At 63.5% G+C, this 21981-nt stretch carries 22 protein-coding genes; 11 read left to right on the forward strand and 11 right to left on the reverse strand.

Features of this window, described 5'->3' with window-relative positions:
- Positions 1–130: 130 nt before the first annotated feature.
- Together SLT36_RS20175 and SLT36_RS20180 are read right to left on the reverse strand one after the other, a co-directional pair.
- The gene (locus SLT36_RS20175) at positions 131–1582 is read right to left on the reverse strand and encodes a patatin-like phospholipase family protein (protein ID WP_432284117.1); all 1452 of its coding nucleotides are present in this window, start codon (positions 1580–1582) and stop codon (positions 131–133) included.
- A gap of 48 nt (positions 1583–1630) precedes the next feature.
- On the reverse strand, positions 1631–1969 hold the full coding sequence (locus tag SLT36_RS20180; RefSeq protein WP_432284118.1) for an EthD family reductase: 339 nt from the start codon (positions 1967–1969) through the stop codon (positions 1631–1633).
- A 333-nt stretch (positions 1970–2302) separates the two neighbouring features.
- Here SLT36_RS20180 and SLT36_RS20185 point away from each other — a divergent pair, with 333 nt between their 5' ends.
- Positions 2303–2482: a CsbD family protein gene (locus SLT36_RS20185; protein WP_067963408.1), complete on the forward strand. Its 180-nt coding sequence runs from the start codon at positions 2303–2305 to the stop codon at positions 2480–2482.
- A 211-nt stretch (positions 2483–2693) separates the two neighbouring features.
- On the opposite strand, the gene SLT36_RS20190 is transcribed toward SLT36_RS20185, so the two are convergent.
- Positions 2694–3311 carry a TetR/AcrR family transcriptional regulator gene (locus tag SLT36_RS20190; RefSeq protein ID WP_432284119.1) on the reverse strand — a complete coding sequence of 206 codons (618 nt, stop codon included), beginning with the start codon at positions 3309–3311 and terminating at the stop codon, positions 2694–2696.
- Positions 3312–3433: 122 nt separating this feature from the next.
- On the opposite strand from SLT36_RS20190, the gene SLT36_RS20195 reads away from it, so the two are divergent.
- From SLT36_RS20195 to SLT36_RS20210, 4 genes are all read left to right on the forward strand, one after another.
- Positions 3434–4189 (forward strand): NIPSNAP family protein, encoded by a 756-nt coding sequence (locus SLT36_RS20195; protein ID WP_432284120.1) that lies wholly within the window; start codon positions 3434–3436, stop codon positions 4187–4189.
- 97 nt (positions 4190–4286) lie between these two features.
- Positions 4287–5684 carry a class II fumarate hydratase gene (fumC, locus tag SLT36_RS20200; RefSeq protein ID WP_310324879.1) on the forward strand — a complete coding sequence of 466 codons (1398 nt, stop codon included), beginning with the start codon at positions 4287–4289 and terminating at the stop codon, positions 5682–5684.
- Between the two features lie 302 nt (positions 5685–5986).
- Positions 5987–6412, forward strand: a complete 426-nt coding sequence (locus SLT36_RS20205; RefSeq protein ID WP_067963414.1) for a DoxX family protein — start codon at positions 5987–5989, stop codon at positions 6410–6412.
- A 134-nt stretch (positions 6413–6546) separates the two neighbouring features.
- Positions 6547–6960 (forward strand): DoxX family protein, encoded by a 414-nt coding sequence (locus SLT36_RS20210; protein ID WP_432284121.1) that lies wholly within the window; start codon positions 6547–6549, stop codon positions 6958–6960.
- A gap of 27 nt (positions 6961–6987) precedes the next feature.
- Here the strand turns inward: SLT36_RS20210 and ppx are convergent, their stop codons facing one another.
- Together ppx and SLT36_RS20220 are read right to left on the reverse strand one after the other, a co-directional pair.
- The gene (gene ppx, locus SLT36_RS20215) at positions 6988–8523 is read right to left on the reverse strand and encodes an exopolyphosphatase (protein WP_432284122.1); all 1536 of its coding nucleotides are present in this window, start codon (positions 8521–8523) and stop codon (positions 6988–6990) included.
- Positions 8523–10730 carry an RNA degradosome polyphosphate kinase gene (locus tag SLT36_RS20220; RefSeq protein WP_432284123.1) on the reverse strand — a complete coding sequence of 736 codons (2208 nt, stop codon included), beginning with the start codon at positions 10728–10730 and terminating at the stop codon, positions 8523–8525. Before SLT36_RS20220 ends, ppx begins: the two co-directional genes overlap by 1 nt.
- A gap of 154 nt (positions 10731–10884) precedes the next feature.
- On the opposite strand from SLT36_RS20220, the gene SLT36_RS20225 reads away from it, so the two are divergent.
- On the forward strand, positions 10885–11133 hold the full coding sequence (locus SLT36_RS20225) for a zinc-finger domain-containing protein (protein WP_067963423.1): 249 nt from the start codon (positions 10885–10887) through the stop codon (positions 11131–11133).
- Positions 11134–11148: 15 nt separating this feature from the next.
- Positions 11149–12384: an FAD-dependent monooxygenase gene (locus SLT36_RS20230; protein WP_432284124.1), complete on the forward strand. Its 1236-nt coding sequence runs from the start codon at positions 11149–11151 to the stop codon at positions 12382–12384.
- On the opposite strand, the gene SLT36_RS20235 is transcribed toward SLT36_RS20230, so the two are convergent.
- From SLT36_RS20235 to SLT36_RS20260, 6 genes are all read right to left on the reverse strand, one after another.
- On the reverse strand, positions 12327–13040 hold the full coding sequence (locus SLT36_RS20235; RefSeq protein ID WP_432284125.1) for a TIGR02117 family protein: 714 nt from the start codon (positions 13038–13040) through the stop codon (positions 12327–12329). The genes SLT36_RS20230 and SLT36_RS20235 overlap by 58 nt on opposite strands.
- 90 nt (positions 13041–13130) lie before the next feature.
- Positions 13131–13880 carry an amino acid ABC transporter ATP-binding protein gene (locus SLT36_RS20240; RefSeq protein WP_182573713.1) on the reverse strand — a complete coding sequence of 250 codons (750 nt, stop codon included), beginning with the start codon at positions 13878–13880 and terminating at the stop codon, positions 13131–13133.
- Positions 13881–13957: 77 nt separating this feature from the next.
- Entirely contained in the window at positions 13958–15115 is a 1158-nt protein-coding gene (locus SLT36_RS20245; protein WP_432284126.1) for an amino acid ABC transporter permease, read from the reverse strand.
- 10 nt (positions 15116–15125) lie between these two features.
- Complete coding sequence (locus SLT36_RS20250; protein ID WP_192317257.1) at positions 15126–16316, reverse strand: amino acid ABC transporter permease; 1191 nt, start codon at positions 16314–16316, stop codon at positions 15126–15128.
- Between the two features lie 63 nt (positions 16317–16379).
- Positions 16380–17408 (reverse strand): amino acid ABC transporter substrate-binding protein, encoded by a 1029-nt coding sequence (locus SLT36_RS20255; RefSeq protein WP_432284127.1) that lies wholly within the window; start codon positions 17406–17408, stop codon positions 16380–16382.
- A gap of 260 nt (positions 17409–17668) precedes the next feature.
- A complete protein-coding gene (locus tag SLT36_RS20260; protein WP_432284128.1) occupies positions 17669–18496 on the reverse strand; it encodes a phosphatase PAP2 family protein in 828 nt (275 codons plus the stop codon).
- A gap of 52 nt (positions 18497–18548) precedes the next feature.
- Here SLT36_RS20260 and SLT36_RS20265 point away from each other — a divergent pair, with 52 nt between their 5' ends.
- From SLT36_RS20265 to SLT36_RS20280, 4 genes are all read left to right on the forward strand, one after another.
- A complete protein-coding gene (locus SLT36_RS20265; protein ID WP_432284129.1) occupies positions 18549–19724 on the forward strand; it encodes a cystathionine beta-lyase in 1176 nt (391 codons plus the stop codon).
- Between the two features lie 137 nt (positions 19725–19861).
- Complete coding sequence (locus SLT36_RS20270) at positions 19862–20380, forward strand: cupin domain-containing protein (RefSeq protein WP_432284130.1); 519 nt, start codon at positions 19862–19864, stop codon at positions 20378–20380.
- 186 nt (positions 20381–20566) lie between these two features.
- A complete protein-coding gene (locus SLT36_RS20275; protein ID WP_432284131.1) occupies positions 20567–20899 on the forward strand; it encodes a hypothetical protein in 333 nt (110 codons plus the stop codon).
- Positions 20900–21422: 523 nt separating this feature from the next.
- Positions 21423–21977, forward strand: a complete 555-nt coding sequence (locus SLT36_RS20280) for a Panacea domain-containing protein (RefSeq protein ID WP_432284132.1) — start codon at positions 21423–21425, stop codon at positions 21975–21977.
- Positions 21978–21981: the final 4 nt, after the last annotated feature.

Here is a 21981-nt window from a genome sequence, read left to right on the forward strand (position 1 = left end):
CCCGCGCATTGAGGTGATGTCGTCGGTACCTGAAGAAGCAATTCGGACGGAGCATCGAACGACGAACAGGACGCCTCCAGCACTGTCACAGGTGCGGGAGGCGTTCTTTTTTGTGCCTGCGTTCCACGGCTCAGTTCGCGCCACCGGATGCGACCTGCATCTGGTCGAGCACGCCGGCGTGCCGACGGATGTCGGCGACGGCTTCCTGGAAGCTGTCATTGACCCGAAGCGCTTCACGCCCTGCCGCAATCGTCAGGTCGACCTGTTCGACGGGCAGTTTCAGCCGCGTCGGCACGCGGTTCAGCTTTGCCTGGGCGGCAGCATCGAGGTCCTGGAATGACAGATGCTCGACCACCAGCCTGATGTCGCGGCAGTTCCAGCCGGCAAGTGTTCCGCGATAACGCCTGACCGTTTCAGCCGACAGGCTGCAGCGATAGCGGATCAGTTCGCCGCGCCACTCGCTCACGGCAAAGGTGAGCGCGTCGAGCTGGTCGCGAACGGCAGCCGAGAAGGTCGTGTTGGTCACCGCCTCGAGCAGGTCGCCGAGGCCGGGACCGTGGATGGTCTCGCCCCAGTCGACATCGTCTTCACGACCGGCATCGGCGACAATGAACAACAAGGTCCGCAGCTTGACGGCCGCCGCCGGCGACAGCGGACCATAGGGTGTGCCGGCCGACGAACGCTCGATGGTGAAGCCGGTGATGCCGAGATTGTCGGTCAGCCCGCCATCGAGCAGCTTCACATAGTCGAGCCGGTCGGCATGCTGGTAGGTCTTCAAGGCGCCGGCATAGGCCTTGAGCCGCACCGAGGCATCGGGATCGGCAAGCGCGCGGCTCAGCCACGCAGGCTGGCTGTACCCGCATTTCGGCATGATTGCCGACAGGACGACGGGTGCAAAGACCACGGGAACCGCAGCAGATGCTGCAACCGCATCGGACAGCCTGACCTTGTCGAGATCGCTGCACAGGGCAGCGAAGGTGTCATAGGTGAACAGGAATGGCGTGCGGTTGTAGATGTCGGAGGCGTTTATCCAGACAATCGGCGCATCCGGTCGCCTGAAATTGGCATAGGTGGCGCCATTGAAAAGATTGTCCTCGAGCCATCTGGCCAGGCCGTTGCGGTCGTTGACGCCGCCATTGAGCGCCCGCGCCAGGTTGAGCGGCGAGAGCGTCGAGGTCCTGAGATAGGCTTCGGCGTCCTTGATCAGGAAGCGCTCGCGGAAATCGCGATAGTCGTCCCGTCCCCTGTAGCCGAAATAGGACGCCGCGACCGCCCCGCCCGACGCGCCTGAAATCATGCGGATGTCGTCGACGAGGCTGCGCGTCGCCGGATGCTCGTCGATGATGGTGTCGTCGAGTTCGCGCAACACGCCATAAGCGAAGGCCGCAGCCCGCGTGCCGCCGCCGGAAAAACTCAGGCCCACCACCGTCGAGCCGTCATCGCCCATGTCGGGAATGAATTCGGGCGAGGCCTGGCCGACATGCGCGGTCAGCGTGTTGATCGGACCGACGTCGCTGGCGACGCAGCCGGCTGCCGACACTCCCGCCACCACGGCCCAGGCCGCGCGCATTGCCAACCGCATCCCCACCTCCGATGCCCGACAAGATCCGGCTGAGCCTAGCTCACCGTTTCACAAAGCGCATCCAGATTTGCCCTGGCCTTCAACGACTTCGCTGATCTGCACGATGGGGGCGATGTCGGTATAGTTGGCGACATCAGCGGCGATCTCGGCGCGGTGGGGAGCCAATGCTTCCTGGAAGGTCGCCAGGTCAGGCGCGTAGACGTGGCATGCGGCGACGAACTCCGGCGCGCTTCCGGCTTCGCGACCCGCAAGGCCCTTGTCGATCTCGTAGCGCAGGCAGGCATCGCCGAGCCGTTCCTGGAGCAGTGGCATATGACGGGTGCGGTAGTAGTCGTGATCGAAGGTCGAACCGCCATCGGCGCTATAGTAGACACTCATCTTGATCATGGTCATGCTCCTGCCTGAACGCCTCTCCGAGCGTTCGCCGGGCCTTTCTAGCTCGCCGACTGGTGACGCGCATCCCGATTTGGTTGAGCCAGTTTGGCGAGAGCATGGTGGCTGTGCTCTTCGAAGCGGTGGCCACGGCACGGAAGTTCCTGAGTTTGCCGAGCACGCAGTCGACGATGTTGCGGCACCGACAGAAGCAGGCGCTGACCGGCGGGCGGCGATTGCGGCTGGCCCATCAGCACCTCCCTTCAAGACCAGAACCTTGCAACCGGGCGCCGGAACCGTAACGCTTGCCGAACGTTGTGCTGCGCCACCCACCACAGGAGATGCGACATGGTGAACAAGGATCAGGTCAAGGGCGTTGCCAAGCAGGTCGCCGGTTCGGTCAAGGAAGCCGCCGGCAAGGCCACCGGCAACAAGACGACCCAGGCCAAGGGCACGGCCGAAAAGATCGCCGGCAAGGTCCAGAAGGCCTATGGCGACACCAAGGAAAAGATCAAAAAGGCGCTCTGACCGTCAGCGAACCCCAATCGCGCAATTCCAGCCATGGACCCAGCCATGGGCCCAGCTACGGGCATCCGGTAACTGTTGTCCCAGCCACGGCTATTCCAATGGAGGCGGCGCCATGCGCCGCCTTTTTGCTGCGGCAGCGGCGCCTTTTTGCTGCGGCAGCGGCGCCTTTTTGCTGCGGCAGCGGCGCCGCCTGACATGAGGTGCCGCTTGGTCAGCCGTCTCGCCCCGTCGGATCGAAACTGACCGCACAGGACCGCAGCACAGCTGCATGTTGTGCGGTCTTGGCCATCGACATGGCGCCGGAATATGTCGCGACTGCCAAGGCAGCGAAGCGATCCGGATCCGTCTGCCGATCTTCGACCCCGCTGTGCTGGTCAGCCCTGATCTTGTCGGCAATGGCCGCCTGCCAATCGGCAAAAATCCGCGCCAGTGCTGCGCGAAACTCCGGATCGGCGAGCGACAATTCATGCGCAAGGTTGTTGAGCGGGCAGCCGCGCACGAAACCCTGGCGCTCCAGTTGATCGGCGACCCCGGCAAAGACCTGTCGCACGCCCTGCCGCGCTGAAAGCGCGCCCTCGACCGGCCGGATCCAGGTTTCCGCCACCGCCGCCGCCACCCTTTCGTTGATCACAGCCAGGCCAAGCGCCTTCTTGGTTGGAAAATGGTGATGCAGCGCCCCGCCGGTCACACTGGCCGCCTGCATCAGGTCGCCGAGGCTCGTGGCGTGATAGCCCTGTGCCTGAAACTTCTCCTCGGCAACGTCCAGAAGCTTCTGGCGCATGCCTTCGGGGTCGTTGGTGCGGGTCCTTCGATCTGTCGGTTTTGCCATGTCGTTTCTTTCGGATCGCTGCCAGCATTGTCGGCCAGAACACCAGCCAAAATAGCAGATTGACAAAACCGGGCAACCGGTCTGTTATAAACAGGTCAGCCGGTTTGTTTTAAGAGGGACATATGTCTGCAGCTTTGGGCATTTCACAAACAGCGGCCAGCGAACGCTTTTCGCCGGTTGTCGAACTCAGGCAATACACATTGCATCCCGGCCAACGCGACGTGCTGATCGACATGTTCGACAGCCATCTTGTCGAGAGCCAGGAAGCGTGCGGCATGAAAATCATCGGCCAGTTCCGCGACCTCGACCGATCAGATCATTTCGTCTGGTTGCGTGGCTTCGACGATATGGCTGCCCGAAAGGCCGCGCTCGAAGCCTTTTACGGCGGGCCGGTCTGGGCTGCCCACAAGGATGCGGCCAACAGGACCATGATCGATTCCGACGACGTCCTGCTGCTGCGCCCCGTCGGCAGTGGTTTCGATCTTTCGGGCAAGGCGCGCGGCATGGCTGGCCAGGTGCAGCCGGGCGCGATGATCGTTGCAACGATGTTCCACCTCCGCCCCGCATCTGAAGCCGAATTCCTCGCGCTGTTCGAAAGCGACGTCGTTCCGCTGCTTGCCCGCCTCGGCGCGCCGCTGCTTGCGACATTCATCACCGAACATGCCGAAAACACCTTTCCGCGCCTGCCCGTGCGCGACGACGTCAACGTCTTCATCGCCTTTTCCGCGTTCGAAAACACCGAAGCGCATGGCCGTCACCAGGCCGCTCTTGCCGCCGAGCCGTCATGGGTCGAAGGCGTCCTGCCTCGTCTTCGCGGCCACCTCGCGCAACCGATCGAGCGGCTTCGCCTGATGCCGACCTCGCGCTCACTGCTTTGAACCGATTAGGATTTCGCCCCGTCCCAATCTCCGCTTGAAGCCGTGTGTGCAACGCGATAGGCCGTTGCCCGCAACGAGATTTTTCGGAGACCTGATCGTGACAGCCCAGAAGACCAGAACCGAGACAGACACCTTCGGACCGATCGAGGTCGCCTCCGACCGCTATTGGGGTGCGCAGGCGCAGCGCTCGCTGGGCAATTTCAAGATCGGCTGGGAAAAGCAGCCGTTGTCGGTGGTGCGGGCGCTCGGCATCGTCAAGCGCGCCGCCGCCGAAGCCAACATGGCGCTCGGCCGCCTCGACCCCAAGATCGGCAACACCGTGGTTGCCGCTGCCCAGGAAGTCATCGACGGCAAGCTCAACGACCACTTCCCGCTTGTCGTCTGGCAGACCGGCTCGGGCACGCAGTCGAACATGAACGCCAATGAGGTGATCTCCAACCGCGCCATCGAGATGCTGGGCGGCGAGATGGGCTCGAAGAAGCCGGTCCACCCCAACGACCACGTCAATATGAGCCAGTCGTCCAACGACACCTACCCGACGGCCATGCACATCGCCTGCGCCGAGCGCATCGTCCACGACCTTCTGCCGGCGCTGAAGCACCTGCATGCCGCCCTCGACAAGAAGGCGCGCGAATTCGACCACATCATCAAGATCGGCCGCACCCACACCCAGGACGCCACGCCGCTGACCTTGGGCCAGGAATTCGGCGGTTATGCCGCCCAGGTCGCCTCATCGATCAAGCGCATCGAGCTGACCCTGCCCGGCCTGCAGGAACTGGCCCAGGGCGGCACCGCCGTCGGCACCGGCCTCAACGCGCCGGTCGGCTTCGCCGAAAAGGTTGCCGAAAGCATTGCCGCCATCACCGGCATCGCCTTCGTCACCGCGCCGAACAAGTTCGAGGCGCTTGCCGCCCACGATTCGATGGTCTTCTCGCACGGCGCCATCAATGCGGCGGCCGCTGCCCTGTTCAAGATCGCCAACGACATCCGCTTCCTCGGCTCGGGCCCGCGCTCGGGCCTCGGCGAGCTGTCGCTGCCCGAAAACGAGCCGGGCTCGTCGATCATGCCGGGCAAGGTCAACCCGACCCAGTGCGAGGCGCTGACCCAGGTCTGCGTCCAGGTGTTCGGCAACAATGCCGCGCTGACCTTCGCCGGCAGCCAGGGCCATTTCGAGCTCAACGTCTACAACCCCGTCATGGCCTACAACTTCCTGCAGTCGGTGCAGCTGATGGCTGACGCGGCAATCTCGTTTACCGACAATTGCGTCGTCGGCATCGAGGCGCGCGAGGACAACATCAAGGCAGCGCTCGACCGCTCGCTGATGCTGGTGACGGCGCTGGCGCCGACCATCGGCTACGACAACGCCGCCAAGATCGCCAAGACCGCGCACAAGAACGGCACCACGCTGCGCGACGAAGCGCTGGCGACCGGGCTGGTCAGCGCCGAGGACTATGACCGCATCGTCCGACCCGAGGACATGACCCGTCCGGGCTGATCGTCTTCCGGCTGATCACAGCCATCTGCACGGCGCGGCAGTCACCTGCCGCGCCGTTTCTTTATGTGCAGCGCAGATCGTTCGGCCGACGGCTTCGAGCAAATCATTCCATGGATCGTTTCCGCATTCTTCGAATCGCGGCAACTCTCCATCGTTTGTTTTGCGCAATTCCGGACGGAAAACCGCGGCACACTTTTCCTGGAATTGCTTTGGTGAACGATCTGTCGACATATTCGCACCTTTAGTGAACAGTCGGGATCGACTAGGTGTTGGCCATCGAATTTCAACGGAGCCCCAAGCCCATGTCCAACGCTTCCATTGCCACCGCAAAGTCCGGCCTCAGCACCAACGCCTCGGCCCTCACCCTTGCCGGCCGCGTGCTTTTGTCGATCATCTTCATCCTCGCCGGCTTTGCCAAGCTGACCGCCATTTCAGGCACCGCTGGCTGGTTCGCCAGCATCGGCCTGCCGCTGCCGACCGTCACCACCGTCGTCGTCGGCCTGGTTGAAGTGGTTGGCGGCATCGCCATCCTGGTCGGCTTCCAGACCCGCATCGCCGCCATCGTGCTCGGCCTGTTCACTTTGGCTGCCACCGCGGTTGCCCATCTCGACTTCGCCGACCAGGTCCAGGTGATGTTCCTGCAGAAGAACCTCGCCATTGCAGGCGGCCTGTTCGTGCTCGCCGCCTTCGGCGCCGGCGCCCTGTCGATCGACGGCCGCCGCCGCTAAGCCTCTCTCCAACATCCTTCCAAGAAATGGCCCGGGCTCGTCCCGGGCTTTTTTGTGCCCCGGCCAGGCCGGCCGTTCGGGATGGGTGACATCGAAGGTGCGCCGGTGCATCCTGCGGCTGCGAGGACACGTCCATGCTGAACAGCCTGCTGCTTCTTTTAGCCAGAATTCTGATCGCCGCGCTGTTCGTGCCGGCGGGGATCAGCACGCTCACCAACATTTCAGGCACCGCAGGCTATTTCGCCGGGCTGGGCTTTCCCTTGCCGATGCTCGTCGCATTGGGCGTCGGGCTGTTCGAGCTGGTTGGCGGCCTGCTGGTGCTTACAGGTTTCAAGTCCCGCGTGGTGCCCGTCCTGCTCGCCGCCTTCGCGCTCGCCGCCGGTTTCATCGGCCATTACGGCCAGGGCGGCGACGATGCTGCCATGGCCTTCATGCACCAGCAGGCGCTGATGAAGGACATCGCCACCGCGGGCGGCTTGCTGGCGCTCTCGGTGGCGGGTGCCGGCGCGCTGTCGCTCGACCGGCTGCTGCGACGCCAGCCTGTCTGACGGCCCGGCCTGTCTGCCCGATCCGCCTTACTTGACCGCGATGCTCGGACCACCCTCGACCGCCAGCACCAGCTTGCGGCCGGTGACCTTGGCGAGCTGGGCGAGACGCCCGGCGGGGCGCTCGCCATAGAGCTGGCCGAATTCGGACGGGATGACCAGCGCGAGTGCGCCATTGCCCCTGTCTTCCCAGCGCAGCTTCGGCATCACCCCCGGCATTGAGGCCGAGAGCAGATAGACCACACGCATCATCGCGCCGAGGATGCGGGCGCGCTCGAGATAACGCGGCGTCGCCAGTTCCTTGAGCTCAGGGGCAAAGCTGTCGTTGAAGACACCGTCATGGCGGAACAGATTGGCCAGCGCCAGGAAGGCACGGCCGGGATGGTCGACGCCGATGAAGGAGGCGTGGGCGATGATGTTGAGCGACTGCCGCCCGCGATATTCCGGGTGCGCCCGCCAGCCGATGTCGGCGAGAAGGCAGGCGGCGTGACGGTAGCGCGCCTCCTCTTCGGTTTCCTCGATGCCGAAGGCGGCGAAGGACTGCTTGGTCCACTCGGTCAGTTCATGGGCATGGCGCACCGAACGCGCCCGCAGCACGGCCAGCTCCTCGGCCGCCGAGATCAGCGGATCGGCGCGCTGTTCCTGCTCTTCGAGCAGCGAGAACAGAAAACCCTCGCGCACGCCGAGCGCCGAGACCACGATCTTCTCCGGCTTCATCGCCGTGATGATCTCCTGCAGCACCAGCGCGCCATAAGGCAAAAGCGACCGGCGGTTCTTGGACACGCCTTCGATGCCCTTGATCTTCTCGACCTCGCCGCGCGCCACCTGGCGCAGGAACGGCACCAGGGTCACCGGGTCCATCTGGTAGTGATGCATCACCTCCAGCGGATAATTCGAGGTGTTCATGTGCAGCCGGGCGAGGTTTCGCCAGGTGCCGCCGACGGCATAGAAGGTCCTGCCCTGCCCGCCCTTGAGCAATTTGGCGCGGGCGAGTTCGGCATGCGCGATCTTGGCAGCCGTTACAGGCGAGCCCTTGGCCATGTCCTGCAGCCGGAGGCCACCCAATGGCAAGGTGATGCCGTCGCCGATGGCTTCGCCCCTGACGTCGACAAGCTCGAGGCTGCCGCCGCCAAGGTCGCCGGCGATGCCGTCGGCGGGATGGAAACCCGAGATGACGCCGAGCGCCGAATAATAGGCTTCCTCGCGACCTGTCAGCACCTGGATTTTGGTGCCCAGCACGTCCTCGGCACGCTGGATGAAGTCGGGGCCGTTGATCGCCTCGCGTGCGGCGGCGGTGGCCAGCACATACATCTTTTCCGCGCCAGCCTGCTCGGACAGCGCCCGAAAGCGCCGGAACTCCTCCATCGAGCGGGTCACGCCCTCGGGGTCGAGCTTGCCGGTGGAGACGATGCCGCGGCCGAGGCCGGCGAGCATCTTTTCGTTGAACAGAAGGGTCGGCGAGCGTGCCAACCCTTCATAGACGACGAGACGTATGGAGTTCGAGCCGATATCGATGATCGACAGCGGTCGGCGGTCCTTGAGCCGGCCCTGCGAAAGCTGCGCCATCAGCCGGCTGCCGCCTCCGCCTTCTTGCGACGCTTGAACTGGGCGATGCGTTTGGGCGCGTGAGACTTCAGCGCGTCACCCCGTCCGGAGAGGCTCGGATTGGTCATGAAATATTCCTGCGCATTGAACGGCTCTTCGCCCTCGTCGAGCGTTATCCGCCGCGAGGTTCCATCCGCCAATACTTCGAAACTTTGCTGGTTGTCCATGATATTTCCCAGCATGACCTGGCCCAGCACCTGCTCGTGCACGGTCGAATGTTTGGCGATCGGCACCATGGTTTCGACGCGCCGGTCGAGGTTGCGCGGCATCAGGTCGGCCGAGCTGATATAGACGATCGCCTCGTCCGACGGCAGGCCGTGGCCATTGCCGAAACAATAGATGCGGCTGTGCTCGAGGAAACGGCCGACGATCGACTTGACGCGGATATTCTCCGACAGGCCGGGAACCTGCGGCCTGAGGCAGCAGATGCCGCGCACCACCAGGTCGATCTCGACGCCGCTGCGGCTGGCGTCATAAAGCGCGTCGATGACGTCGGGATCGACGAGCGAATTCATCTTCATCCAGATCTGCGCCGGCCGGCCGGCGCGGGCATGCTCGACCTCGTCGGCGATGTGCTTGAGGATGCGGCTGCGCAGCGTGTAGGGCGACAGTGCGATGCACATCTCGTCGGCCGGCTCGGCATAACCGGTGATGAAGTTGAAGATATGCGCCACGTCACGCGCGATCGCCGAATCGGTGGTGAAGAAGGACAGGTCGGTGTAGATGCGCGCGGTGATCGGGTGGTAGTTGCCGGTGCCGAGATGGACGTAGTTGCGCAGGCGGCCGTCCTCGCGGCGCACCACCAGCGACATCTTGGAGTGGGTCTTGAGTTCGAGGAAACCGAACACCACCTGCACGCCGGCACGCTCGAGATCGCGAGCCCAGCGGATATTGGCCTCCTCGTCGAAACGCGCCTTGAGCTCGACGAGTGCGGTCACCGACTTGCCGGCCTCGGCGGCGTCGACAAGGGCGCGCACGATCGGGCTGTCGTTGGAGGTGCGGTAAAGCGTCTGCTTGATCGCCACCACCTCCGGATCGATCGCCGCCTGGCGCAGGAACTGCACCACCACGTCGAACGATTCATAAGGATGGTGGACGACAAAATCCTTCTCGCGGATCGCCGCGAAACAGTCGCCGCGATGGTCGCGGATGCGCTCGGGAAACCGCGGGTTGAAGGGCGGGAACTTCAGGTCGTCGCGGGCGATCGAGACGATCTCCGAGATCTGGTTGATCGCCAGCGGCCCGCTCAGGACGCTGACGCGGTTCGAGGCGACACCCAGTTCGCTGGCAACGAACTCGCGCAGCTCGGCCGGCATCAGGCTGTCGAATTCGACGCGGATCACCGAGCCGCGGCGGCGGCGCTTGAGTGCCGTCTCGAACAGCCGGACAAGATCCTCGGACTCTTCCTCGACCTCGATATCGCTGTCGCGGATGATCTGGAAGGTGCCCGAGCCCTTGACCTCATAGCCGGGGAACAGCTTGCCGATGAACAGGTTGACCGTTTCCTCGATCGGGATGAAACGCACCGAGCGCTTGCGGTCGGGCAAGCGGATGTAGCGCTTGAGCGCCACCGGCAGGCGCAGCAGCGCCGTCATTTCCTCGCCGCTCTTGCGATGGCGCAGTTGCAGGGCGATCGAGAAGCCGAGATTGGGGATGAAGGGGAACGGGTGCGCCGGGTCGATCGACAAAGGCGTCAGCACCGGGAAGACCTGCTCCATGAAATGATCTTCGAGCCACTTGCGCTCTTCCTTGGTGAGGTCCGCCGAGGCGATGGTCTCGATGCCTTCGAGCTTGAGCAGATCGAGCAGGCTGGCGAGGCTTTTCTGCTGGTCTTCCTGCAGCCGCTCGACCTCATGCAGCAGCTGGTCGAGCTGCTGTTCCGGCGTGCGGCCGTCGGCGCTGCGGATGGTGATGCCTTCGCGCACCTGCCCGGCGAGACCGGCGACGCGGACCATGAAGAACTCGTCGAGATTGCCGGCCGAGATCGACAGGAAGCGGACGCGTTCGAGCAGCGGATGGTTGGGGTTCTGCGACTGCTCGAGCACCCGCCTGTTGAACTGCAGCCAGGAAAACTCGCGGTTGACGAAGCGGTCCGGATTGCCGTCGATCGCGCCGGTCGGCGACTTGTCGTTGACGAAATCGGTATGGACCGGTTTCAGCTGATTCATTTGGACAACCCTTCCCCACTGCCGCGTTCCGCCGCTTATCCGGCTCAACTTATCCTCTGACAGGCAATTGCGACAGTTTCATTTCAGCATCTTGCAAAGCCGCCGCTTATGATACAAACGCTCTGCAATAAGGGTCCTCAGAAGGGAAAATACCATGGCCGGTGGCTCCATCCCCCACTTCCAGAACGACGCTGGACATGCCGTGATCGAGATCGGCGTCAAGGAGTTCATGTGCGTGGGCGCCAAGGCTCCGTTCGACCATCCGCATGTGTTCCTCGACATGGGCGCCGATTCCGAGAAGGTCTGCCCCTACTGCTCGACGCTGTACCGCTACTCCGCCAAGCTGAAGGCCACCGAGACCCTGCCGGCGGGCAGCCTCTACGTCATCGACCGCGCCGCCTGAGGCCCAGGCACGATCATGCAGTCGCCGCCGGTCGTCATTGCAGGCGCCGGCATCGCGGGGCTGACCGCCGCCCTTGCCTTTGCCCGGCACGGCGTCAGTGTCCACGTCCATGAACGTTCACCGGTGCTCGAAGAAGTCGGCGCCGGTCTCCAGCTTTCTCCCAACGCCACCCGCATTCTCGACCGCCTCGGCGTGCTCGATCTGGTCAGCACGTCTGCCGTGCGGCCCGAAGCGGTAGTGCTGCGCTGCGCGGCAAGCCTTGTCGAGCGCGGCCGCGTGCCGCTGGGTGCTGCGGCCGAACGCCGCTGGAAGGCGCCTTACCTCGTTGCCCACCGCGCCGATCTGCAGTCGGCGCTGCTCAGCCGCGTCAGCGAAAGCCAGCTGATTTCGGTCGCCACCGGATCGACGGTCGACACGGTCGAGCCCAGGGCGGACGGTCTCACCATCTCGATCACCCAGGACGGCATCACGTCACAGCAAGAGGCCTGTCTGTTCGTTGCCGCCGACGGCGTCTGGTCGGCCAGCCGGCGCCTTGTCGGCCCGCATGAAAGGAGCCGGTTCTCGGGCGAACTGGCCTGGCGCACGACGATCCCGGTCGACAGCGAGCTGGGCCGGCAGTTCGCCGGAGTGACATCGCTGACGACTGTCACGACCTTCCTGCATCCGGGCTTCCACCTCGTCGCCTATCCGGTCCGCGCCGGCCATGCGGTCAATCTTGTCGCTTTCACGCCCGGCGTCGCGATCGCCGAGCAATGGTCCGGCGAAACGGATGCTGATGCATTGCGGCGCGCCATGCATGGCACCGCCCCGGCACTCTCCCGGCTTGTCGAGGAGGCCGGGCCGTGGACGGTGTGGCCGCTGCACACTGTCGATGCCTCCCGTCCCTGGACCTCGGCATCCGGCATCGTGCTGATCGGCGATGCGGCGCATGCCATGACGCCCTTTGCCGCCCAGGGTGCCGCCATGGCGATCGAGGATGCCTGGACGCTGGCCGACGCCGTGCTCGCCGCCCAGAACAAGGCGGATGCGCTGCAACAGTGGGAAGCGGCGCGCAAGACGCGTGTCGCCAGGGTGGCGCGGCGCGGCGCGCTCAACCATTTCGCCTGGCATGCGAGCGGGCCGGTGGCGCTCGCCCGCAACCTGTTCCTCAGGTTCAAGTCGCCGGCGAGCCTCGCCGCCGACATGGACTGGCTTTATGGCTGGACTCCGCCGGACTGGACGCCGCCTGGATCATCCGCCGACCGGTTGTAGAGGCCGAGCGAAAAATTCAAGGTCGCCGGCAGCGGGTTCCACCAGCCTGTCGTCAAGCCGGCTTCCCGGAGTGCCGCCGCCGTCCAGGTGTTGCAGCCGGCGAGTGCGTTGAACTTGCCATGGGCATCGAAGAAGCCGTCATATTCGCCATAGGCTACCCCGAAAATGCGCTGAACGGCCCCTTCGTCGCGCACGAAACTGCGCTCGATGAAGTCGAGCATGGCGGCAAAACCCGCCTCGCCGAGCTCGAAACGCTGGACGGCGGGCTGAGGCAGGTCGACTTCGCCGGCGAGATCGACATGCATGACCGAATTGTCGAGCGTCAGCGCCGCAAACACCGGTCCGGGCTTCAGCTCCGACCAGGTCGGCGTGCCGATGTAGAAAGCCTTGCTGCCCCATCCGAACACCAGGTAACGCGCCGCCGGCAGGTCGGCCTGGATGCCGGCGTCGATCAGGAAGCCGAATTTCTGCAGCACGGCATCGTCGATCGGCACGGCGATGTCGGTGTGGATCGGGTTGGTGAAGACGAGGATATGGCGGGGTGCGGCCTGATCGTCAGCACGCCCGAACAGCGGCCGCGGCACCAGCGTGCCCAGGGCCACCGCCGCCACGGCCACAAGCACGACAGCGCCGAGCAGACGTAGAATTCTTCTCACCCGCCGCCGTCCCCGCTTCCGCAGCACTTGTTGCAGCAAAAAAGCCCGGCCGAAATACGACCGGGCTTTCTGATTTCCGGAATCCGATTCCTAGTGCAGGATCTGGCTCAGGAACAGCTTGGTGCGCTCATGGCGCGGATGGTCGAAGAACTCGGCTGGCGTGTTCTCTTCGACGATCTGGCCCTGATCCATGAAGATCACGCGGTTGGCGACCTTGCGGGCGAAGCCCATTTCGTGGGTCACGCACAGCATGGTCATGCCCTCTTCGGCGAGGCCGACCATGGTCTCCAGCACCTCCTTGATCATTTCGGGATCGAGTGCGGAGGTCGGCTCATCGAACAGCATGATGCGCGGGTTCATGCACAGCGAGCGGGCGATCGCCACGCGCTGCTGCTGGCCGCCCGACAGCTGGCCCGGATATTTGTTGGCCTGCTCCGGGATCTTGACGCGACGCAGGAAGTGCATCGCCTGCTCCTCGGCCTGCTTCTTCGGCGTCTTGCGCACCCAGATCGGCGCCAGCGTGCAGTTCTCCAGGATCGTCAGATGCGGGAACAGGTTGAAGTGCTGGAACACCATGCCGACTTCGCGGCGGACCTCGTCGATCTTCTTGAGATCGTTGGTCAGTTCCTTGCCGTCGACGATGATCTTGCCCTTCTGGTGCTCTTCCAGGCGGTTGATGCAGCGGATCATTGTCGACTTGCCCGAGCCGGACGGACCGCAGATGACGATGCGCTCGCCGCGCATCACCTTGAGGTTGATGTCCTTGAGCACGTTGAACTCGCCATACCACTTGTGCATGCCGACGATGTCGATGGCGACGTCGGTATCCGAGATGTGCATCTTTGCCCCATCGACCTTGATCTCGTCGGCGCTGACTGCGTTTTCTATGGCCATGGGCCGTTCCCTTTTGTTGTTCGTTATCGCTTGTGCCCGGTGTCGAGGCGATGCTCCATATAAATGGAATATCGCGACATTCCAAAGCAGAACATCCAGAACACCAGCGCTGCGAAGACCAGCCCTGACGCCGGGGTCTGGGGCGAAGCCCAGGCCGGATCCGAAAAATTCTGCCTGACGACGCCGAGCAGGTCGAACATCGAGATGATGTAGACCAGGCTGGTGTCCTTGAACAGGCCGATGAAGGTGTTGACGATGCCCGGGATGACCAGCTTCAACGCCTGCGGCAGGATGATCAGTCCGGTCTTCTGCCAATAGCTGAGGCCGAGCGAATCGGCCCCTTCATACTGGCCCTTGGGGATCGCCTGCAGGCCGCCGCGCACCACCTCCGCCATATAGGCCGAGGCGAACAGCGACACACCGATCAGCGCCCGCAGGAACTTGTCGAAGCTGACGCCGGCCGGCAGGAACAGGGGCAGCATGACGCTGGCCATGAACAGCACGGTGATCAGCGGCACGCCGCGCACCGTCTCGATGAAGATGACGCTGAGCATCTTGACGACAGGCATCTTGGAGCGCCGTCCGAGCGCCAGGAGGATGCCGAGCGGCAGCGACACGACGATGCCGACATAAGACAAGGTCAGCGTCACCAGCAGGCCGCCCCAGAGCGGGGTCTCGACATGCGGCAGGTCCAGATAGCCGCCGATCAGCAGGAACGCGGCGACGACAGGGAATACCAGCAGGAACAGCGCCGCATTCAGCCCCTTGCGCGGCACGCGCGGGATCAGCAGCGGCACCAGCAGCGCCACGAACATGATCGCCACCAGTATGACGCGCCAACGCTCCTCGATCGGATAGCGGCCGAACATGAACTGGCCGAACTTGGCGTTGACGAAGGCCCAGCAGGCGCCGGACCAGCCTTCCGGCTGGATGCCGCCCTGGGCGACGGTCGAGCAGAAGGTCCGGTCGGTGCCGGTCCATTGCGCCTGGACCAGCGCCCAGTCGACCAATGGCGGCAGGATCATGATCACGATGATCATGCCGATGATGGTCAGCACCGAATCGAACGGGTTGGCGAACAGGTTCTTGCGAATCCAGGCCACCGGCCCGCGCTCGCGAAGCGGCGCCGGTTGCGGCAGCGCCATTTCGGTGCGGACGTAATGAAGGTCGTTTTGCGACATGTCCGCCTCCTTACCTTTCCACCAATGCCATCTTGGCATTGAACCAGTTCATGAAGGCCGAGGTGATCAGGCTGAGGCCGAGATAGACGACCATCCAGATGACCACGATCTCGATCGCCTGTCCGGTCTGGTTGAGCACCGTTCCACCGACAGCGACCAGATCCGGATAGCCGATGGCGATCGCCAGCGACGAGTTCTTGGTCAGGTTGAGAAACTGGCTGGTCAGCGGCGGGATGACGATGCGCATCGCCTGCGGCACCACCACCAGCCTGAGCGCCTGGCCGGAGCGCAGGCCGAGCGCCGAGGACGCTTCGGTCTGGCCCTTGTTGACGCCGCGAATGCCGGCACGCACGATCTCGGCGATGAAGGCTGCAGTGTAGAACGACAGCGCCAGATAGAGCGACAGGAACTCGGGCTTGATCTGCAGGCCGCCGGTCAGGTTGAAGGTCGACTTCTGCGGCAAGTCGAAGCTCAGCGGAAAGCCGGTGGCGACAAGCGCCAGAAGCGGCAGGCCGACGATCAGGGCCAGCGAGGTCCAGAACACCGGGAATGTCGCGCCCGTTGCCATCTGCCGCTGCCTTGCCTGCCGGGCGACGAACCACGACATGGCGATGCCGAGCAACAGGGCCACGCCGATCAGCCACGCGCCTTCGCCCCAGACCGCCTTGGGGAAATAGAAGCCACGGCTGTTGAGGTAGGAGCCGAATGGCAGCTCGATGCTCTCCTTTGGCAAGGGCAGCACCGACAGCACGCCGAAATACCAGAAGAAGATGACCAGAAGCGGCGGGATGTTGCGGAACAGCTCGACATAGACGGTGCAGATCTTGCGGATCAGCCAGTTGTTGGACAGCCGTCCGATGCCGATCAGGAAGCCGAGAATCGACGCGGTGACGATGCCGGCTCCGGCCACGACCACGGTGTTGATCAGGCCGACAAGTAGGGCCCTTTTGTAGGTCGAATCGGAATCGAACTGGATCAGCGTGTCGCTGACGTCGAAACCGGCGCGGCCGTTGAGAAAGGCGAAACCCGAGGCGATGTTGGCGCGCTTGAGGTTTTCGATCGTGTTGCCGATGATCCAGTAGACGAACGCTGTCAGCGCAACGACCACCAGGATCTGGAAGAAGATGCCGCGCACCTTCGGGTCGTAGAGCAGCGACGCGCGGCCGCCCCCTACGTCTTGGGGAATGTCCTGCGTAGCCATCGGAAGTCCCTTCAAAAGAGGAGCCGGAGGGCGGCAGCGCCGCCCTCCGGGTGAGACTTCAGATCAGCGGATCGGCGGTGCGTACTGCAGGCCGCCCTTGGTCCAGAGCGCATTGATGCCGCGGGCGATCTTCAGCGGGCTGCCCTGGCCGACATTGCGTTCGAAGACTTCGCCGTAGTTGCCCACGGCCTTGACGATGTTGACGACCCAGTCGTTGCCGAGGCCGAGATCGGTGCCGATCTTGGTGTCGGCTTCGGTGCCGAGCACGCGCTTGACCTCAGGATTACCGGAAGCCTTCATCTCTTCGACATTCGCCTGGGTGATGCCGAGTTCCTCGGCGGTCAGCAGCGCGAAATAGGTCCACTTGACGATGTGGTACCACTTGTCGTCGCCCTGGCGCACGGCAGGTCCGAGCGGCTCCTTGGAGATGATCTCCGGCAGCACGACGTGATCGTCCGGCGCACCCAGCGTCAGGCGGATGCCGTAGAGGCCCGACTGGTCGGTGGTGTAGACGTCGCAACGGCCGGCGTCATAAGCGGCGTTGACCTCTTCGAGCTTCTCGAAGACGACCGGGTTGTACTCCATCTTGTTCGCCTTGAAGTAGTCGGCGAGATTGAGTTCGGTCGTCGTACCGGTCTGCACGCAGACGGCGGCGCCCGAAAGCTGCAGCGCGGAATTGACGCCCGGCAGCTTCTTGGCGTTGATCATGAAGCCCTGGCCGTCGAAATAGGTGACGCCGACGAAGTTGAGGCCGAGTGCGGTGTCGCGGTTGATGGTCCAGGTGGTGTTGCGCGACAGCAGGTCGATTTCACCCGACTGCAACGCGGTGAAACGTTCCTTGGCGGAGAGCGGCGTGAACTTGACCTTGGTGCCGTCGCCGAACACCGCAGCAGCCACCGCGCGGCAGAAATCGGCGTCCAGACCCTGCCAGTCGCCCTTGTCGTTCGGCGCCGAGAAACCGGCCAGGCCGGTGCTGACGCCGCATTGCAGGAAGCCCTTTGCCTTGACGTCCTCAAGGGTGCCGGCAGATGCGGCCGTCGCCACCATGCCGAGCGTGGCTGCCCCGAGAATGCCTGAAATGATGTACTTCATGACCCACGAACCCTTCTGTTTTTTACAGGCTTTTTTTGCCTGCCTTTTTGAATTGTGAACTCAGCATCCCCTACCCGGCCCAAATCCGGATTGCGCGTCCTGTCCGGCGCGCATTGCTGCAGTCCGGTTCACAGATGCATCGAAGGCGATAATTCTTGTGAGGTCAAGCAATAAAGGCCCGCTGCTGCCGGCTGCGCCTTTAGTATTAGATGTCGGCAGCAAGGATTGCTGCGGCCAGGCTCGGCTTCACTTCGAAGACGTTAGCCGGCGGCGCGTTTTCGTCTGCCAAAACCGACAGCTGCGGGCAGCAGCTTTCCCGCCACCAGCCTGAAGCCGACCCGCCGCACGGCGAAGAATCGGGCTGCGACGATGGTCACGATCAGGCCGAACAGGAAGCCGGCGGTGATGTCGGAGGGATAATGCGCCGCCGCCGGAATCCTGAGCGCCGACAGCGCCAGACCGACGATGCCGATCGGCAGCCAGTGACGCGGAAACCAGATCATCAGGATCGCCGCCACGGTGCCGATTGTCGTGGCGTGGCCGGAGGGAAAGCTCGAGGAATAACGCGTCACCACGAAGGGGTCGAAATGATAGGCGCCATATTCGCCATAGAAGGCCGGCCGGGCGCGGCCGAAGAACAGCTTGACGATGTTGACCGCGATGCCTGTGAAGGCGACCATGCCGAAGACGAAGGCGGCCTGGCCGAACAGCGTCACCAGCCGCGCCTTCAGGCCAAAACCCACGCCGCGCCAGTCGGCGGCGGCGGTGGCGAGATAGACCAGCAGGGCGGGAACAAGATACCATTCCGACTTGCCGATGTCGCTCAGCCAGGCCAGCCAAGCGGTGAAGCCGTTGCGGTTGCTGAGCATGAAGTTCATCACCTTCGAATCGATGGTGAATAACAGCGCGACAGCGACGGCGCCGCAGAGAAGCAGCAAGGTCAGTCCGCGTGGCCACACCGTCTGAGGCACGCCGACGCGGCGGCGGCGGATGCGACGCGAGGAAAACGCCACCGTCTCCCACAGCCGCCCCAGGAAACCGGCCGGCCAGATCTGGCCCAGCCGAACGGGCGCCTGCGGCGGTTGCACGGCCCGGGGCGTCGCTTTATGGCTGGCGTCTTCACTGAAAGGGTGCGGATTCATGACTCGTGACAATGGCAGGATCAAAGGCGTCAACACACGGCTGACGCATTCCGGGCACGATCCACACGGCTTTCATGGCTTTGTCAATCCGCCGGTCGTGCACGCCTCGACGGTTCTGTTCCCCAACGCTGCGACGATGGCTGCGCGTGCTCAAAAATACACATATGGCACCCGCGGAACGCCGACCAGCGACGCGCTGTGCCACGCCATCGACGAGCTCGAAGGCTCGGCCGGCACCATCGCCGTGCCCTCCGGGCTGGCCGCGGTGACCATACCCCTGCTCGGCTTCCTGTCGGCGGGCGACCACATACTGATCACCGATTCCGTCTACTTTCCGACCCGCCACTTCGCCGACACCATGCTCAAGCGTCTCGGCGTTACGGTCGACTATTACGATCCGCATGTCGGCGCCGGTATTTCGGCGCTGATCAAGCCGAACACCAAGGTGGTGTTCACCGAATCGCCCGCGTCCAACACCTTCGAGATCCAGGACATCCCGGCGATCTCCAAGGCAGCGCATGAAGCGGGTGCCATCGTCATGATGGACAACACCTGGGCGACGCCGCTCTATTTCAAGGCGCTCGACTTCGGCGTCGACGTCACCATCCACGCGGCGACCAAATATCCGGCCGGCCATTCGGACGTTTTGAGCGGCACGGTGTCGGCCAATGCCGCCTGCTGGCCGAAGCTGCACGAGGCCTATGTCACGCTCGGCTGCTGTGCCGGCCCGGACGACGTCTACCAGGTGCTGCGCGGCCTGCGCACCATGGGCGTGCGGCTCGCTCATCACCAGAAGAGCACGCTCGAGATCGCGCGCTGGCTCGAAGGCAAGCAAGGTGTCGCCCGCGTGCTGCATCCGGGCCTAGAAAGCCACCCCGACCACAAGCTGTTCAAGCGCGACTTCTCCGGCTCGAGCGGCATCTTCTCGGTGGTGCTTGCGGGCGGCGGCACGGAAAAGGCGCATGCCTTCCTCGACGCGCTCGAGATCTTCGGCCTCGGCTATTCCTGGGGCGGCTATGAAAGCCTCGCCGTCCAGGTCAGCCTCGCCGACCGCAAAATCGCCGACGGTCCTTATGAAGGCCCGATCATCCGGCTGCAGATCGGCCTCGAAGACGTCGCCGACCTGAAAGAAGACATTGCTGCCGGCCTGGCGGCGGCAAACGCCGTGGGGTGAGGCCGGCGGGCGGCCGGGGCGCAGCTGCCCCAGAAAGCTGACCGTGATACCTCGTCCTGCGCACGCGAACCAACAGGCAGCGTCGCCATCGCGACGTTCGCCCTTCTCATTGTGGCACATTCATCGGGAGTATCGAGATGACAACCTCAGGCCGTCCTGCCGAAATCGCCCACTGGAGCGAGGTCGAAAAGCCCGACGGCGAAACCTTCATCGGCACCTCGGAGCTGCGCGGCCTCGGCGCGCCGCTCGCCGTCCATTTCGGCCTCGAACGCCTCGGCATCCACCATGTCCGCCTGCCGCCGGGCCGGCGCACCTCGTTTCCGCATGCCGAAAGCCTGGAGGAGGAATTCGTCCATGTCATCGAGGGCGAGCCCGACGTCTGGCTGGACGGGGTGCTGCATCGCCTCAAGCCGGGCGATTCCGTCGGCTTCCCCGCCGGCACCGGACAGGCGCACAGCTTCCTCAACAATACCGACGCCGAAGTCCGCCTGCTGGTGGTCGGCGAAACCAACAAGGACGACAACCGGATCATCTATCCGGTCAATCTCGAGCGCAAGGCGATCCGCGAGGACTGGTGGCACGACGCGCCGAAGCGCGAGCTGGGCGGTCATGACGGCCTGCCGGACCGGGTGCGTGCTGAGCGGGACAAGAGCTGACGGGCCGGCGGGCATCGGGCTCAGCGATGAGCGGAGAATATGGCGGGGGCCTGCGATCATCTGGCGGCCGAAAGTGAAGCGGCCGTGGCGCGGATGAACGTCCAGGCATTCTTGTGCAATGAATGACTTGGGTCAGAGCCTGCCGCAGGCCGGTCTTGTGCTTGATCCCATCAAAGGGCGTTCGTCATGCTCACATCCGAAGATCTCCTCCACAAGCTGCGCGCGTTGCCGGAGGAGAAGCGCGTCTTCGAGCAGGCAGCCAGCTTGCCGCTCTGGGACGCCGCATATCATCTCGTAAGTTTCAGATGGTGGATGGGCCCGGCAGAGTATGAGTCGCGTCACGCCCCTCGCTCTGACGAAAAGAGTTTGGCTTTCCACCGATTGAAGGCTGCTCACCCTGATGCGAACGGCGAAAGCCTCAGCGAGGCTATCGAGGCCGCAAAGAACCTGCTCGTCCAGGTGTTCGGGCACTGTGCGGATCAAACCGACTATGGCGGATCCAAGATGATCGCTTGCTAGCGCCATGCGCGCGGAGCAGGCGCGGCCGCTGAAGCGGTGCGCCGCGCTCGATCAGTTTCCAGTCATCGGCTCGCAGCTAGGCGCCCTTGACGCGCCCGTCCTCTCGGTCCTTTGCAGGATCGAAATAGATGCCTTCGAACTCGGCGGCAAAGACGTTCGCATCAGCCTGGGTCGCGAAGCAAAAGACCCGGTAAGCCTCTTGCTTCCCTCCCGGCCACTTGGCATTGACCTGTTGTGTTCTTGGACGGGGTTCGAAGCGTCGGCAATACCACTTGAATCGTGCTCGCTCAGGAGATCGACGAAGCCATCGACGCCGACCTCAACATGCCCCGGCAAGACCTGTTGCGGACGATGATCCGCGAATGGCTGGAGAACTGCGGTACGTGCCAGCGCTAATACTGGACGAGGACGACGAGACAGATGGGAGTGCCTTGCCCTTTTGGCAGGAATATTTCCAATTCATATTCCGCCGGGATTCTTGATGTGGTATTTTTGGCCATATTTTTCGTGTAGGGGCACACGAATGCAACCTTGGTACAACTCCAGAAAAGCTGCGCAAATTGCTGCGTTCTTCGCGATGCGCGAAGGCGGCAACATTCCTGCGCTCAAGGTCGTCAAGCTTATCTATCTGGCAGAGCGCTCTTTTATGGACGCTTACGAAGCGTCCATGCTCAATGACCAGTTGGTGTCGATGGAACATGGGCCGGTCAACTCTATCACGTTAAACCGAATCAACGGTTCCGGTGATGACGGGCGCGAGTGGGCTGAGTTTGTGACAGATCGCGAATTTCACCGCATTTCGGTCGCGAACAAAGTGATGACCGAGGAAGCACTCGACGAACTGAGCCGGGCGGAGCTGAAGGTTCTCGGGTCCACATGGGACAAGTTCGGCCACATGGACCAATGGGAAATTCGAAACTACACGCACGATCATTGCCCCGAATGGGAAGACCCGGACTTTTCGTCCCATCCGATCCCCTACAGCCGCGTGTTCAAGTTCCTCGGAAAGGAAAACCCCGAGGAATTAGACAAGCGTATCCAACGTGAGCGCACGATCGACGCCCTTCTGAACTCGTGATCGC

The organism is Aminobacter sp. BA135, from assembly GCF_050859125.1.
GTDB lineage: Bacteria > Pseudomonadota > Alphaproteobacteria > Rhizobiales > Rhizobiaceae > Aminobacter > Aminobacter ciceronei.